The sequence below is a fragment of the Citrobacter sp. C1 genome (assembly GCF_014596895.2).
GTDB classification, from domain to species: Bacteria; Pseudomonadota; Gammaproteobacteria; order Enterobacterales; family Enterobacteriaceae; genus Citrobacter; species Citrobacter gillenii.
This window is the reverse complement of the sequence record NZ_CP115035.1, coordinates 2401564-2417485: the sequence shown is the minus strand read 5'-3', so window position 1 is coordinate 2417485 and position 15922 is coordinate 2401564. Positions and strand designations below refer to the sequence as shown.

The following is a 15922-nucleotide window of genomic DNA, read 5'->3' as shown; positions in this document are numbered from 1 at the left end:
TCCTTAGTCGCCTAAACCGGCCGGGTTGATTTCAGATTGTGGAATGCGTTCCACCCCCTCTCCCCAGCGATTCAAGACTTTGTCGTAGTCACCGTTGGCGATCACACCGTTAAGCGCGGTTTGCACCGGCTGTACCAATCCGCTGTCTTTTTTCAGCGTTACGGCGATATGCGCGGCCTTTGGCCAGCCACCGTCGACGCTACCCACGAGTTGCGTTTTTCCATTGAGCGCTGCTTTCCACGCGCCGATAACGTTAGGGCCAAAATAGGCATCGGCGCGGCCTGACTGTAGCGCCAGCGTCTGGGCGGCATCATCCTTGGTATAGACTGGCGTAAACGCCGGTAACCCGTTCTTCAGGTTCTCTTCATTCCATGCCAGAAGAATGGCTTCCTGGTTGGTCCCGGAGCCGACAATAATGCGCAGCCCGGCGATATCTTTTGCCTGTTCAATTTTGGTCAACTTACTGCCGGTTTTGACGTAAAAACCGAGTGAATCTTTACGATACGTGGCGAAGTCGAACTTTTCTTTGCGCGCTTTGGTGACGGTAATATTGCTGATCGCAGCATCATATTTGCCGGAAGCTACGCCCAACGGCCAGTCTTCCCATGACGTTGGCACCACGTTCAACTCCAGCCCCAGACTGTCGGCCACCAGACGGGCGATATCCGCCTCGCTGCCGATCAGCGTTTTATTGTCATCTGCAAACACCGTCAGCGGCGGCTGGCTCAGTCCGGCAATCGCCACCGTGAATTTACCCGGTACGGCCAGCTGCAGCCTGGCGGGCAACTGCGCGATCGCCTGGGCGTTTTTCACCGTGTTAATCGGCGTTTTATTGGCCTCCAGGCTTACGCCCGTGCCGTTGATGGTGACATCGTTTGCCCAGACGGAAGCGCTGAAAGCCAGGGACAGCGCCAAAAGTAATGATTTTTTCTGCATCGTATTTGTCTCTTATTGTGTGAATTGATTGGCAGGTGTCGCTAAGCCAAGGCTGGCACGCAAAGTCGTGCCGGGGTAGTCAAGACGGAACAGACCGCGCGCCTGAAGTAACGGGATCACCTGTTCAACAAAGCGTGGGAAGGTGTCCGGCGTGCCGCCCTGAATGATAAATCCGTCGGCGGCTCTCTCATCGAACCACTGCTGCAGGCCGTCAGCCACCTGTTCCGGCGTACCGCTAAAGCGGGGGCGTGGGCTGGCCGCTTCCAGCGCAGCCTGGCGCAGGGTTAACCCGCGCTCACGTGCATTGCGCTTGATTTCATCGGTGGTGCTGCGAAAACTGTTTTGCCCGAGATCGCCGAGCTCCGGGAACGGCGCATCAAGGGAATATTGCGCGAAATCGTGATGTTCAAAATAGCGGCCGAGGTAATTCAGCGCGTCGTTAATGGAAACCAGCGCTGCGGTGGTTTGATATTGCTGTTCAGCATCCTGCTCGGTGTCACCCACAATGACGCTGACGCCCTGGAAAATATGCAGATCATCGTCACCCCGCCCCGCTATTTCCAACTGGCTTTTCACATCCTGATAAAAAACTTTGGCCTCTGCCAGTGATTCCTGATGGGTGAAAATGGCGTCAGCGTGTGTTGCTGCTAATTTCTTGCCATCCTCAGAAGCGCCAGCCTGAAATATAATCGGCCGTCCTTGTGGTGTACGGGCAATATTTAAGGGGCCGGCAACTTGGAAATAATCGCCATGATGATTGAGCGTATGCAGTTTCTGCGGATTAAAGAATTCACCGCTCGTTTTATTGCGGGTAAACGCATCCTCTTCCCACGAATCCCACAATCCTTTGACCACCTGCAAATATTCATCGGCAATACGGTAGCGTTGAGCATGTTCCGGGTGCTGCGCGCGAGAATAGTTCTTTGCTGAACCTTCCAGTGGCGATGTCACCACATTCCATCCAGCGCGCCCCTGGCTGAGATGATCGAGGCTGGCAAATTGCCGCGCGGTGGTAAACGGTTCGCTGTATGAGGTTGAAACCGTGCCCACCAGTCCCAGATTGTTGGTGATGCTCGCCAGTGCCGACAATACCGTTAGCGGTTCAAAGCGATTTAAAAAATGTGGGATGGATTTCTCATTGATATACAAACCATCGGCAACAAAAATAAAATCCAGTTTACCTTGCTCGGCAATTAATGCAGTGTCTTTGACAAACTCAAAATTAATACTGGCATCGGCAAGTGCTGCCGGATGACGCCATGCTGACATATTCCCGGAGGCACCATGCAGAATAGTACCCAACCGTAATTGCCTTTTTTTAGCCATAGTACCCCCTACCCAACAGGTAAAATTAAAGGTGTGTGAATGCCGTTTTCGCTAAATGCGTAAAGTACTGCGCGGCGGGTTCAATTAATCGTTCGTCAGGATTAAATCCCGGATGGTGTAATCCGTATTCGCTGGCGCTGCCAATACTGACAAATGCCCCGGGCGTATTTTGCAGATAGACGGCAAAATCCTCTCCCCCCATATGCAGATCGGCATAGTGCGTCGTGTACCCGGAGGTTTTTGCCACCTCGGTGGCAATCTCTGCCCAGCGCGAATCGTTGACCAGCGCCGTGGGGCCCGCGTGCCAGATAACATCAATTTGTGCGCCAAAGGCGTGGGCAAATCCGGCGGCGATGTCATTCACCCGTGATTTGACCTGCTGCTGAACGACTGTGCGATGGGTTCTGAGCGTCCCTTCCAGCTCAACGGATTCTGGCAGCACGTTCCACGTGTTGCCGCCCTGAATACGGGTCACGCTCAACACCACCGAATCCAGCGTGTTAACCTCCCGGCTGGCCACGCCTTGCAACACCGTCACCAGTTGGCTGGCAAGCAGAATGGCATCTTTGCCTTCATGTGGCCGAGCGGCATGTGCGCCTTTGCCATGGATACGCAGCACGACACGATCGACGTTGGCATAAAATGCGCCGCCACGCGTGGCAAACTCACCCACCGGTAAGCCAGGCTCGTTGTGCATACCGAAAATCGCCGCTACGTTTTGTAGCGCCCCGGCGCGGATTAACGCTTTCGCGCCACCAAAGTTTTCTTCCGCAGGCTGAAACAGGATACGAACCCGCCCCGGTAATGCGCTTTCTTGCTGTTTCAACAACAGCGCAGCACCGAGCATGACGCTGGTATGCACGTCGTGTCCGCAGGCGTGCATGACCCCCGGCGTAACGGAGCGAAACGCCACATCGGCATTCTCTTCTATCGGTAAGGCGTCGATATCGGCCCGCAGGGCGATAACATCGTCTCCTCGCCCAACCTCAGCCACCAGACCGGTGCTCAGTTCAAAGGGCAAAATGTTGACGTCGGCAGCACGCAACCAGTCGCGAATACGTGCTGTAGTCGCCACCTCCTGTAAGGACAGCTCCGGATACTGGTGCAGTTCACGGCGCCAGCCGATAAGCGTCGAGGCCAATGACATCAGACGACCTCCACAGCGGAATGGGCCTGCGCCAACAAATGCAGCGATGTCAGACGCGCATGACCTTCTGCTAGCGGGGTATCGATAATAAATTCATCAATGCCGTACTGCGCGTGCAGGCTGTTCAGCTTTGCGGCCACATCTTCGGCCGTTCCGTGCAACAACGCCTGCGCTCGACGGGCAATTTTTCGTGGCACGCTGCCCGCCTGTGCGGCGAATGCCAACGCCTGCTCTTCACTGGCCACCGTCACGCGTTGACCATCTTCCAGCTCAACACCCCATATTTGTACGTTCTCCGCCAATTGCGCGGCAGTTTCCGGATTGTTCGCCACAATCACCTGCACGGCGACAATCGTCGGGCGCACACTGTTGGCTTGCCAGTAAGTCAGAACATCGCGCAGCAGCGCCGGGTCACCGTTCAGGTGCGCGGCAAAGATGAAATTCCAGTCAGACTCGGCCGCCAACTGTGCGCTTGGCACGCTGGCCCCCAACACGAATCTTTGCGGCGGTGAGGGCGGGATCGGCGTCGGAAATACCGCGTGCCCGGTTTCCGTCCCGGTCAATGCCAGCCAGGCATCGAGCTGCGAAAGCGGCTCGGCAAAGCTGCCCTTTTCACTCTGATGTAGCCCCTGCTGGAGCGCCTGCGTTGACAGCGGTAGACCGCCTGGGGCTTTCCCCACGCCGAGATCAACGCGCCCTGGGGCCAGTGATGCCAGTAAATTGAAGTTTTCCGCTACTTTATACGGGCTGTAATGTTGCAGCATAACGCCACCAGAGCCAACGCGGATACGTTGTGTTTGGCCAAGGATCCAGGCGATCACCAGCTCCGGTGACGGACTGGCTAGCTGCGGCGTATTGTGATGCTCCGCTATCCAAAAGCGGTGGTATCCCCACGCCTCTGCCTGCTGTGCCAGCTGTAGCGTACGGGCAAGCGCAATGGCAGCAGTTTCGGTTTCCCCTACGGGGCTTTTATCGAGAATACTCAGGCGATATGACATGTTACAGGCTCACGATTGTTAACATGTCGTCATTATTAAATTATCAAACAACCATTCAGAAACATTTAATTCACATTTACTCAACTAAAAAATCGCTAACCAACCTTACTTCTACTACGGGTAAGGTCTCTCCTGGGCAGGTATAAGAAGCAGAAAAAACATACCCTACAAAATATAATAGGGTTACTGTTTATGCCAGAAACCCAACAATATCATTTTGCGGTAGTTTTATTTTTGCGCACTATATTTATGCTGAATTTAATTTAAGTCAGCTGAAGTATCTCTTTAGGTTATACACTTGTATTTATTGTTTCATATTTATGACCATTAACAAACCGCATACAACAAAAATTTTATTTGAAATACTTTCGTCAGGCTAATGATTAGTAGAGAATGCAGCGTTTCTTATTAAAAATGGTTTAAAACAGCTTTTTAATATCCCCTGGTATTATTCCGGGGATTTTTGTATGACTTGAACATACCACCAGGGACCGCTATGAAAAGTAACATGCCCGTTACACAAGTTGAGCACACACTTAACGCGAAAGCGACGCTGCTGTCGACGACGGATAAAGAAAGCCATATTACCTATGCCAACACGGCTTTTATTGAAGCCAGCGGCTTTAATGAAACCCAGCTCATGGGCGAACCCCACAATATTATTCGCCATCCTGATATGCCCTCTGCCGCCTTCGCCGACATGTGGCACACTCTCCAGCAGGGTGACAGCTGGACCGGGATGGTGAAAAATCGCCGGGAAAATGGTGACCATTACTGGGTTCGCGCCAACGTCACCCCCGTCTGGCACCGTGAAAAATTAACCGGCTACATCTCTGTGCGTACCGTTCCATCACGGGAAGAAATAGCCCAGAGTGAGCAGCTGTATGAAAAAATAAATAGCCAGCAATTTAAAAGTTTCCGACTGTTTAAAGGCATTATTATTCGTCGTGGCATACTGGCATGGACATCTGCGTTTAAATGGTTAAGCATAAGTCAGCGAGTCAATTATGCTTTAGGGGTAGTAGCCCTGCCCTGCGTATTATTAACACTCGCACCGGTGAATTCATTTATTCAGGCTGGCGGAATGATCGTGCTATTTCTGCTATTTGGCATTTACCTTAAGTGCCAAATTTGTCAGCCAGTTAATACGCTGCTCAGTCAAATGAAAAAGGTTGTCTCCGGCCGTAAACCCGATAACTGTCATTTAAATCGCGTAGATGAAATCGGGATGCTGATGCGACTGGTTAATCAATCCGGGCTGAATCTAAATTCTCTGGTGGATGATGTCAGTACTCAAATCGCCGGGATCCGTGAAATCAGTCAACGGGTATCAAAAGAAGGCGTTGCACTGCATACACGTTCAGAAGAAACCTCCGCTGACCTGCAGCAAACCGCCGCCGCCATTGAAGAAATTGGCAGCGCGGTGCAACAAACCGCCGATACCGCCGCACAAACGATGACCATGGCCGATAAAACCAGCGTCAACGCGACGGAAGGCGGCGATATCATGAAACAGACCATCGGCATGATGCAGGCTATCTCGCGTGATAACAGTCAGATCGTCGACATCATCGGTGTTATCGACAGTATCGCCTTTCAGACCAATATTCTGGCGCTGAATGCTGCCGTCGAGGCCGCACGCGCCGGGGAGTCCGGTCGTGGTTTTGCCGTTGTGGCGGCGGAAGTACGCAACCTGGCGCAGCACTCCGCCTCAGCCGCCAAAGAGATCAAGCAGCTAATTGAGAAGAACGTCGCGAACGTCAACTCCGGCGTAAAAATGGTGGAGCAGACGGAAACGCATCTCACGGGCATGATCGGTGACGTATTGCAGATGTCGATGATGATTAAAGACATCAGCCTCGCGACGCGGGAACAAACCCAGGCGCTGGATCTGATCAATGACTCGATTTCACGCGTCGGCACCATGACCCACACTAACGCCGAGATGGTGGAACGTGTCACTGATGCCACCGCCGATTTAACTCAGCGTTACTCACGACTGCAGCAGGCCGTTCAGGTCTTTGGCGTATCGGCATAATGCAGGCTTTGCGTCACTGATTAATTGACTGTAGGATGCTCGGCCGACAGTTTTCCCCTCTAACACAATGAAGGGTAACGCTGTTTTCGCCGCTGCACGGGCGGCAAAAAGGATTTTGTTAATTTGTCAGGCCAACAGGAAACGCAATGAACACACACAACACGCAAGCCGCAGAACAACATGCGGCGAAACGACGCTGGCTGAATGCTCACGAAGAGGGGTATCACAAAGCGATGGGCAACCGACAGGTACAGATGATCGCCATCGGCGGCGCGATTGGTACCGGGTTGTTTTTAGGGGCCGGGGCACGTTTACAAATGGCTGGACCCGCTTTAGCGCTGGTGTATCTGGTATGCGGTATTTTTTCATTCTTTATTCTTCGTGCGCTCGGAGAACTGGTTCTGCACCGCCCTTCCAGCGGCAGTTTTGTCTCCTACGCCCGTGAGTTCCTGGGAGAGAAAGCGGCCTATGTGGCTGGCTGGATGTACTTTATCAACTGGGCGATGACCGGGATCGTCGATATCACTGCTGTCGCGCTGTACATGCACTACTGGGGGGCGTTTGGCGATGTGCCACAGTGGGTATTTGCCCTTGGTGCGCTGGCGATTGTTGGTACCATGAACATGATTGGCGTGAAATGGTTCGCCGAGATGGAGTTCTGGTTTGCGCTGGTCAAAGTGTTGGCAATCGTGATTTTTCTGGTGGTTGGTACGGTCTTTTTAGGTACCGGACAACCACTGGACGGTAACACCACCGGGTTTCATCTGATCACCGATAACGGTGGCTTCTTCCCGCACGGTCTGTTACCCGCGCTGGTGCTGGTACAAGGTGTGGTCTTTGCTTTTGCCTCTATTGAACTGGTGGGTACGGCCGCCGGAGAATGCAAAGATCCGCAAACCATGGTGCCAAAAGCGATCAACAGTGTGATTTGGCGCATTGGCCTTTTCTACGTCGGCTCCGTCGTACTGCTGGTGCTGCTGCTGCCATGGAACGCCTATCAAGCGGGCCAAAGTCCGTTTGTGACCTTCTTCTCGAAACTCGGCGTGCCGTATATCGGTAGTATCATGAACATTGTGGTGCTGACCGCCGCCCTTTCCAGCCTCAACTCGGGGTTGTATTGCACCGGACGAATTTTACGTTCGATGTCGATGGGCGGTTCTGCCCCCAAATTTATGGCGAAAATGAGCCGTCAGCAGGTCCCCTGGGCTGGGATCCTCGCCACGCTGGTGGTGTATGTGGTTGGTGTTTTCCTCAACTATCTGGTGCCTTCGCAGGTGTTTGAGATCGTGCTGAACTTCGCGTCGTTAGGGATTATTGCGTCGTGGGGATTTATCGTGGTGTGCCAGATGCGTTTGCGTCAGGCCATTAAAGACGGCAAAGCGGCAAACGTCAGCTTCAAGCTACCGGGCGCGCCGTTTACCTCATGGTTAACGTTGCTGTTCCTGCTAAGCGTGCTGGTGCTGATGGCCTTTGATTATCCGAACGGCACCTACACCATCGCGTCGTTACCGTTGATTGCTATTCTGCTGGTTGCCGGATGGTTTGGCGTGCGTAAACGCGTGGCGGAAATCCAGCGCACCGCGCCGTAATCGCATTCAGGCCTGACAGCGTATCCCCGTCAGGCCTGCTTTCTTAGTTGGCTTCGATTAACTGCGCAACATCATTGCTGTTAATTTCCCGCGCGTTGCCATCCTGATCGGTATAGCTGGTCATCCCGGTGTCTTTATCCAACTGCGGTTTGCCCTGGGAGACGATAGTTTGCCCACTTTTCGTGGTCATGACGTAATCCGTTGAACAACCTGCCAGAGTAAACAGCATTACGCCTGCGCAAAGGCAGATAAATGGCTTTTTCATGATATTCCTGTGTTATGCAATGAGCCGATAAGGACCTAGTGTAAGTCCCTGATGTTTATCAGGCCAGCGATGGGGTGTAACGAGGCGTATCGTGGGGTATGGATAAATAACAGGAGGGGTTTCCCCCTCCGGGTAAATTACAGCGCGATGCGAATCACATCATCCGGCTGTGTGGCTTCCTGCTCACGTGAAGATTTTTGTTTCACGCTAACATACAGGGTTTTGCCATCAGCGGAGAGCGCCAGGCTGTTCGGGAACGTCGGGGTGTCGAATGTTTTGACGACTTTATAGCTTTTCGCGTCAATCACGCTGACCTTACCGGCCTGACGATGCGTCACGTAGGCTTCATTGCGCGTAGGGTTGAACAGCACAGCCAGAGATTCCGGCGCGGCGACTTTCGCCAGTACTTTTCCGTCACGGGTATCAATCACCAGCACTTCTGCCGCTTTAGAATCGGTAATAAACGCGCGGTTACCAGCGGTATCCAGGCTCAGATTGATAAAGAAATGCTCTTTGCCGTCATCCAGCAGCTTTTTGCGGCTGAGAATTTTATTGTCTGCGGTATCGATGGTAATAAACTCACCGTCAGCATTGGTGGTGTACAAGCGTTTAGCCTTGCTGTCGACAGCCAGACCGGTGCTCATTTTACCGGTGTTAGCAATGGTGGTTTTCAGTTTGATGGTTTCACCGTCGACCACCCAGATCACGCTCTCTTTACCAATCCCGCTGATGTAGACCGTGTTGGTGGCGTCATCGGCTACCAGCTGACGCGGCTGCAGCGGACGGACATCTTCCGAACGTTTACGCGCATCCAGTACCAGACGGCCTTTTACGTCGCCGGTTTTAGCATCCATCGCGGTGACTGCACTGTTGACAGTATTACCAAACCACAGGGTCTGTGTCGCATTATTGATGGTGGCGCCAAACGGTTTCAGGTCGTTATGAATCGCCTGAGTTACTTCCAGCGTGATCGGATCGAGACGGTAAACCACCCCGCCCTTATCCAGCTTACGACTCTGGGAGGTGGCAAGCCACAGCGCGTTTTCCTGTTGGCTGTACGCCATTTCGTAGGCGCCTTTGCCTACCGCTTTGCGCAGCAGTTCTTCCGCAGCCTGCGTACTAAAAGAGGATGCAACAAGCAGTGAACCTAACAGTAAAGAACCACGCAGACGCGGTGAAAACAGATGACGTAAAGACATGACGACTCCCTTTGATAAATTCATTTGTTACTGCTTCACAATGCTTCAATCAGCAAAATCATGGTTTTGCCTTTTTAATAATGAGAATAGTAATCATTATTTATCTCAAAGTGGAGTGTTTATTCGCTTTCTGGCAACAACCTTCTTATTTTCTCCATAAATGCTTAACGTGCCGCTCACAAACAGAGCGGCACAGCGGATTTTCGCGATTAATCTTCAGCGAGCCGGATCACAACCTTGCCAAAGTTTTTCCCGGTCAGCAGACCAATAAAGGCTGCCGGAGCATTCTCCAGCCCTTCCGTAATCTGTTCCCGGTACTGGATTTTACCTTCTTTGACCCAGCGTCCCATCTCCTGCTGGAACTCATGAATGCGATGACCGTAATCCTGACCAATAATAAAGCCCTGCATCCGGATGCGCTTTTTCAGGATGGTGGCCATCAGCAGCGGTAAGCGGTCGGGACCTGCCGGTAACGCCGTGGCGTTATAACCGCTGACCAGCCCACACACCGGAATGCGCGCAGAGGTGTTGAGTAACGGCAGCACCGCGTCGAAGACTTTGCCGCCAACGTTTTCATAATAGATGTCGATCCCCTGCGGACAAGCCTGCGCCAGCTGTTGCGCGAAATCAGGCGCATGGTGATCGAGGCAAAGATCAAAGCCGAGCACCTCGGTGGCATGACGGCATTTTTGCGCTCCACCGGCCACGCCGACTACCCGACATCCTTTGAGTTTGCCAATTTGCCCGACGGTTGCGCCTACCGGCCCGGTGGCTGCTGCCACCACCAACGTCTCTCCGGCTTTAGGTTGGCCGATATCCAGCAGCCCCATATACGCGGTAAAGCCCGGCATGCCCAACAGACCTAACGCCCAGGATGGATGTTCAGGGTTATCGCCTAATTTTACCAACCCGCTACCATCGGAGATGTCGAAATCCTGCCAGCCGCTGTAGCTCAGAACCCATTCACCAACGTGATAATCAGGATGATTTGATGCCATCACCCGGCTGACGGTACCGCCGACCATCACCGCGCCAATCTCCACCGGGGGAGAATATGAAGGCTCATCGCTCATGCGACCGCGCATATAGGGATCGAGAGACAGATACACGTTGCGCAGTAAAACTTGCCCTTCCCCGGGAGTGGCGACAGCCCCCTCTTCCAGACGGAAATTACTGAGTACCGGAGCGCCATGGGGGCGTGAAGCCAGTACCCAGCGGCGATTGCGTTGCAGTTGTTGACTCATTGATGTTCTCCTCTGCTTTTGGCATGAATCCATCAATAGTAGACGCCCCGCGCTAGCGATGCTTTCACATTAATTGCCGACGGCGTTTAACCGCACAACCAGATAAACACAGGGTTGCGCGGTTTCATTAATAAATCGGCAGTCATTCGGCGGGCCGAGTTCCAGACAATCACCGGCCTTCATTTCGTGGCGCGTGTCCCCTTCGACAAACACTAACTCCCCCTGCTGCAGCCAGATTAGCTGTCTGGCCTGCACGTAGGACGAAGCGGGCATGGGAATGTCGCTCCCGGCTGGCAGTTCTATCTGCACCAGATCGATGGGCAGATCGCTGCGCGGGGAGACGTGGCGGCGCAGATAATGGCTTTGCGGATCGTGCCAGACTGGCTGGTTGGCGAAGCGCAGCAGCTTGCCCTCCTGCATTTCAGCCCGCGCCATCAGCGTTGACATGCTGATGCCAAATGCCCCGGAAAGCCGCCCCAGCAGCGTTGCCGTTGGACTGCTCTCGCCACGCTCAATTTTATGGATCATGGCCCGCGACACGCCCGCGCGCTCGGCAAGTTCCGTCAGCGACCAGCCGCGAGATTCCCGTTCTATGCGAATTCTTGCACCGATCCGTTGATTTATGCTGTCTTCAATAGTATTCATATTGTAATACTATAGTGAACAATGCCTGAGGTTCAACATGTCAATTCGCTTTGCCAGTAAAGAAGACTGCGCCGCCATTGCAGAAATCTACAATCACGCGGTGCTGCATACGGCGGCTATCTGGAACGATCAAACTGTCGATGCCGAAAACCGTATATCCTGGTACGAAGCCCGGCAAATACTGGGGTATCCGGTGCTGGTGAGTGAAGAGAATGACGTGGTCACCGGGTATGCGTCTTTCGGCGACTGGCGTAATTTTGATGGTTTTCGTCATACCGTTGAGCATTCGGTGTATGTGCATCCGGATCATCAAGGCAAAGGCCTGGGGCGCGCATTACTCAGCCGGTTGATTGATGAGGCCCGCAGGTGCGGTAAGCATGTGATGGTCGCGGGCATTGAGTCGCAGAATCAGGCATCGTTGCACCTGCACAGCACGCTCGGTTTTGTCTTAACCGCGCAAATGCCGCAGGTGGGGACGAAGTTTGGCCGCTGGCTGGATCTGACCTTTATGCAGCTACAACTGGACGATCGCCGCGATCCGGACGCACGCGGATGAACTCGACGCTAACCCTCTCCTTTCTGATTGCCGCCGGCATCGGTCTGGTGGTGCAGAACACCTTAATGGTACGTATTACTCAGACCTCTTCAACCATTCTGATTGCCATGCTGCTCAATTCGCTGGTGGGTATTGTGCTGTTTGTCAGCATTCTGTGGTTTAAGCAAGGTATGGCGGGGTTTGGTGAGCTGGTTTCCAGCGTACGCTGGTGGACGTTAATTCCCGGTTTATTGGGTTCGTTTTTTGTCTTCGCCAGTATTAGCGGCTATCAAAATGTGGGGGCTGCCACCACCATTGCGGTGCTGGTTGCCAGTCAGTTGATTGGCGGTCTGCTACTGGATATCTTGCGAAGCAACGGCGTACCGCTGCGTGCGCTGGTGGGGCCAGTTTGTGGCGCAGTGTTGCTGGTAATCGGCGCCTGGCTGGTGGCCAGACGCGCGTTTTAATGGCCTGATGGCGCTTTGCTTATCAGGCCAACGGAATATGCCTGTAGGCCGGATAAGGTGTGAGCACCGCCATCCGGCAAGGAAATATCAGAGAATAGTGCCACCTTTGGTGAGCTGCTCGCGGCGGGCTTCCATATCCTCTTTATACTGACGACCATGATGCGCAATCGCCGTGCGCAGACGCTGTTGCTGGGTGTAGCGATCTTCCCGGCTCAGTTCTGCATCATCGCTGAGCGCAATCAGCAGTTCGTTCATATGCGTAATGACGCTCTCTTCAATGGCGGCGTCGACGCGGGCGCTGACCTCATCCAGGTGCGACATACTTTCTCCTTAACTGATTAATTTAATTTAGCTTTTGAAAAATCACTGCCCATCAGGCTAACGCTGTATCCGCTGACGTTACTGCGTGTGGCATAAAACGTTTTGCCGTTTGCCAGCGCGATCCACGGCGCCTGCTGGTAGAAAATCTCTTGCGACTGCTGGTAAAGCGCGGCACGTTCTTGCGGCTTGCTCACCTGTTTCGCCTTTTGCACCAGCGCATTATACGCTTTATCGCACCAGCGTGCGGCGTTGGATCCGGTTTTAATGCTGTTGCAGCCCAGCAGGACATCAGCGAAGTTATCCGGATCGCCGTTGTCAGACATCCAGCCAAACAGCGCGGTGTCGTGCTCGCCCTTACGCATTCCGGAGAGGTACTCACCCCACTCCCAGGAAACGATTTTCGCCTTCACGCCAACCTTCGCCCAGTCACTTTGGATCATCTCAGCGATCCGACGGGAGTTCGGGTTGTACGGACGTTGAACCGGCATCGACCATAGCGTCGCCTCAAAACCGTTCTCCAGCCCAGCTTTCTTCAGCAGTTCTTTCGCTTTTTGCGGGTCGAAATCGTAGTCTTTCAGATCGTTGTTGAAGCCCAGCATATTCGGTGGAATCGGTGATTTCGCCACCGTGCCTGAACCTAAGAAGACGGCGTTAATGATCGCTTTTTTATCGGTCGCGTAATTCAGCGCCTGACGTACCAATACGTTATCAAACGGTTTTTTCTCAGTATTAAATGCCAGATAACCGACGTTCAGTGCGTCGACCGAATGCAGCGTCAGGTCGTTGTTTTTCTTGATTTCCTCAAACTGCACCGGCGCAGGCGCGGGAATTATCTGGCACTCATTGGTTTGCAGTTTTGCCAGTCGCGTTTGCACGTTTGGCGTAATGGCGAAGATCAGGTGTTTGGTCGGAACGTCACCATCCCAGTAGTTCGGGTTGGCCAGATAGCGGATCTGTGAATCCTGCTTATACTGTTGCAGCACGTAAGGTCCGGTGCCAATCGGCCAGGTATCGACGTTTTCCGGTGTACCTTTTTTCAGCATCTGGTCGGCATATTCCGCAGAGAGAATGGACGCGAAGTCCATCCCCCAGTCGGCCAGAAACGCCGCATTAGGTTCGTTCAGCACAAACTGGACATGATAATCATCAACCTTCTTCACCTCTTTGATCAGCTTGTCCAACCCGACATCGTTGAAGTACTCATAGTTACCCTGCGAGACGTTATGGTACGGATGATCGGCATCTTTCTGACGTAATACCGAGAACAGAACGTCATCCGCGTTGAAATCACGGGTCGGTTTGAAGAATTTATTGCTGTTGAACTTCACGCCCTGACGCAGGGTAAAGGTATACGTCAAGCCATCCGGGGATATCGTCCAGTCGGTAGCCAGAGACGGCACCGGGGTGTTTTTCACCGGATCAAAGTTAATCAGTCGGTTATACAGCACCTGAGAACTGGCCACAAATGATGGGCCGGAGCTGGCGATTTGCGGGTTAAAGGATTCGGGAGACGCTTCAGAGCAGTAGATAAGGGTGTCGGTATTGGCAGCAAATGCAGCACCGGTTGGTAATCCCGCGCTGAGCGCCAGCGCGAGCAACGTTTTCCTTGCAATCATTGTTGTATGCCTTCTTATTTTATTATTCATCTCATTATCAGAGCATAGCTGACAAAAACTGACTAATAACAAATCACTATCAGGTTATTCTTATGCGGTGGTTTTCGCTGATTAATTCGACAGCACCGGTGAAATAATTTCCCTTAAGTCTTTTTCAAAACGTCAAGATTTTTCCCCGTGCTCTATGCCATGAAAATTCGCCCCTTTTTGCCTCTCTTCCACCGTTTGCTCGCGTTTATAAGCCGTAAAGTAGATGTGTGAAGAAGTCTAAGGGATAACAACGTGGCAAAAACTCTCTTGCGCAGCGGCAATTTGGATGACTATCAGGCCGTGGGCGGCGGTGGTCAGGCCGTTTTTGATTCAGCATTGCAAATTCGTGAAACGCTTCGTCTGCGAAAACAGCAGGCCATGGCCGATTGTCTGGCGATCCCGCAAGTCAATGATAATGGCGATCGGGTTGACTGGTATTCCCCAATTGAAGGACAAGCCGTCGCCTGGAAAGCCGCTGATGAAGACGCGCGCTTTCGGGCATTACGCTATCTGGCCAGCACGCTGGACAGCGCGGCGACTCTCAGTCGTAAAAGCCTGCAATCGGGTAAAACCTCGCTGCAATTGTTTGGATCTCTGCTGGAAAAGGCCGTTCAGTTTCCTGGGGAAAATCACGTTTTTCTGGTTGATGGCAAACCGGTGATAACGTTCTGGGGATTCGTCAATCTGAACGAAAACACGCGTGACGATGTGCTCGACTGCTTGCGGATTGCCGATGTTCCTCCGGTCATGCCCGCACCGCAAGCCGAACCTGAAGAAGATATGGTCGTCCCGGAAATCACCTTTGCCGAAGCCGATGCACCTTTACTGACTCCGGTCGTGGAAACACCCAAGCCCGCAGAACCTGAACCGCAGCCCCCGGTCATCGTAAATGAACCCGAGGCCTCACCACCGCCCATATTGCCAACACCTGCGCGTAAACTGCCGCTGTGGAGCCTGCCGGTTGCCGCGGTCATTATTGCCGCTATCGTTGGACCGTTACTGTGGAAACAGCAGGCGACACGCCCTGCGCCCGCGCTGCAGCCGATTGAGGTTGCGAAGGTCGACATCAAGCCGCTACCCGTACTGACACCTTCGCTGCCGCTGCATCGCGCGGAAGTTGTCCCGGTGGTAAAAAAAGAGAAGCCTGCCGAGGGGCCGGTGGTGATTGCCGCGATCCCGAAAGATGCGCTGGTCATGGACGCGAACCAGATGAAGGTCGGCACCACCCGCTTCCTCAACGGTAACTGGCGCGTGATGGTCGACATCAAAGATCCGGTCAGCGGTAAAGCGCCCTCGCTGCGTTATCAGATCCAGACCAATAAAGGCACTGCGCGAGTCGTCCACGGCGACAATGTGGTATGTCGTGCGGAGATTTTCTCCGGTCTGCACCAGTCGGGTGAATTAATGATTAAAAGTCGTGGGAACGCGCGTTGTACGGACGGCTCGCGTTATCCGATGCCGGAAATCACCTGTAAAGCGGGAACCAACGACGTAGCCGCCTGTACCGCACGTTATGACGATCACGCGGAGATCCCCATGACCATCAAAAAGATAGGTGCCTGATTT

General features: G+C 53.2%; 13 protein-coding genes and 1 pseudogene. 5 read left to right on the top strand and 9 right to left on the bottom strand.

The window, feature by feature from the left end:
• Positions 1-3 precede the first annotated feature (3 nt).
• The 3 genes and pseudogenes from IB214_RS11675 to IB214_RS11665 form a co-directional block, all read right to left on the bottom strand.
• Positions 4-2262: pseudogene (locus tag IB214_RS11675) on the bottom strand (NtaA/DmoA family FMN-dependent monooxygenase).
• 25 nt (positions 2263-2287) lie between these two features.
• Entirely contained in the window at positions 2288-3409 is a 1122-nt protein-coding gene (locus IB214_RS11670; RefSeq protein WP_115258466.1) for an amidohydrolase, read from the bottom strand.
• Positions 3409-4407: an MsnO8 family LLM class oxidoreductase gene (locus IB214_RS11665; RefSeq protein ID WP_117342812.1), complete on the bottom strand. Its 999-nt coding sequence runs from the start codon at positions 4405-4407 to the stop codon at positions 3409-3411. Before IB214_RS11665 ends, IB214_RS11670 begins: the two co-directional genes overlap by 1 nt.
• 496 nt (positions 4408-4903) lie before the next feature.
• Here IB214_RS11665 and IB214_RS11660 point away from each other — a divergent pair, with 496 nt between their 5' ends.
• Both IB214_RS11660 and ansP read left to right on the top strand, forming a co-directional pair.
• Positions 4904-6445 carry a PAS domain-containing methyl-accepting chemotaxis protein gene (locus IB214_RS11660; RefSeq protein WP_117342813.1) on the top strand — a complete coding sequence of 514 codons (1542 nt, stop codon included), beginning with the start codon at positions 4904-4906 and terminating at the stop codon, positions 6443-6445.
• Between the two features lie 146 nt (positions 6446-6591).
• Positions 6592-8034, top strand: a complete 1443-nt coding sequence (gene ansP, locus IB214_RS11655) for an L-asparagine permease (RefSeq protein ID WP_117342814.1) — start codon at positions 6592-6594, stop codon at positions 8032-8034.
• Positions 8035-8077: 43 nt separating this feature from the next.
• Here ansP and IB214_RS11650 read toward each other — a convergent pair whose 3' ends face one another.
• The 4 genes from IB214_RS11650 to IB214_RS11635 form a co-directional block, all read right to left on the bottom strand.
• Positions 8078-8299, bottom strand: coding sequence for a YgdI/YgdR family lipoprotein (locus tag IB214_RS11650; protein ID WP_117342815.1), 222 nt, complete (start codon positions 8297-8299; stop codon positions 8078-8080).
• A 137-nt stretch (positions 8300-8436) separates the two neighbouring features.
• Entirely contained in the window at positions 8437-9498 is a 1062-nt protein-coding gene (locus IB214_RS11645; protein ID WP_117342816.1) for a YncE family protein, read from the bottom strand.
• 209 nt (positions 9499-9707) lie between these two features.
• Positions 9708-10742, bottom strand: a complete 1035-nt coding sequence (locus IB214_RS11640) for an NADP-dependent oxidoreductase (RefSeq protein WP_117342817.1) — start codon at positions 10740-10742, stop codon at positions 9708-9710.
• Between the two features lie 69 nt (positions 10743-10811).
• Complete coding sequence (locus tag IB214_RS11635; RefSeq protein ID WP_096756995.1) at positions 10812-11387, bottom strand: XRE family transcriptional regulator; 576 nt, start codon at positions 11385-11387, stop codon at positions 10812-10814.
• Between the two features lie 37 nt (positions 11388-11424).
• Between IB214_RS11635 and mddA the strand changes: the two genes are divergently transcribed.
• Both mddA and IB214_RS11625 read left to right on the top strand, forming a co-directional pair.
• Positions 11425-11943: an L-methionine sulfoximine/L-methionine sulfone acetyltransferase gene (gene mddA / locus IB214_RS11630; protein WP_096756994.1), complete on the top strand. Its 519-nt coding sequence runs from the start codon at positions 11425-11427 to the stop codon at positions 11941-11943.
• Positions 11940-12389, top strand: coding sequence for a DMT family transporter (locus tag IB214_RS11625; RefSeq protein WP_096756993.1), 450 nt, complete (start codon positions 11940-11942; stop codon positions 12387-12389). The genes mddA and IB214_RS11625 overlap by 4 nt, the downstream gene beginning before the upstream one ends.
• A gap of 87 nt (positions 12390-12476) precedes the next feature.
• Here IB214_RS11625 and IB214_RS11620 read toward each other — a convergent pair whose 3' ends face one another.
• Both IB214_RS11620 and IB214_RS11615 read right to left on the bottom strand, forming a co-directional pair.
• Positions 12477-12710, bottom strand: coding sequence for a YdcY family protein (locus tag IB214_RS11620; RefSeq protein WP_096756992.1), 234 nt, complete (start codon positions 12708-12710; stop codon positions 12477-12479).
• Between the two features lie 17 nt (positions 12711-12727).
• Positions 12728-14326 (bottom strand): ABC transporter substrate-binding protein, encoded by a 1599-nt coding sequence (locus tag IB214_RS11615; RefSeq protein ID WP_117342818.1) that lies wholly within the window; start codon positions 14324-14326, stop codon positions 12728-12730.
• A 282-nt stretch (positions 14327-14608) separates the two neighbouring features.
• On the opposite strand from IB214_RS11615, the gene IB214_RS11610 reads away from it, so the two are divergent.
• Entirely contained in the window at positions 14609-15919 is a 1311-nt protein-coding gene (locus IB214_RS11610; RefSeq protein WP_117342819.1) for an SrfA family protein, read from the top strand.
• Positions 15920-15922: the final 3 nt, after the last annotated feature.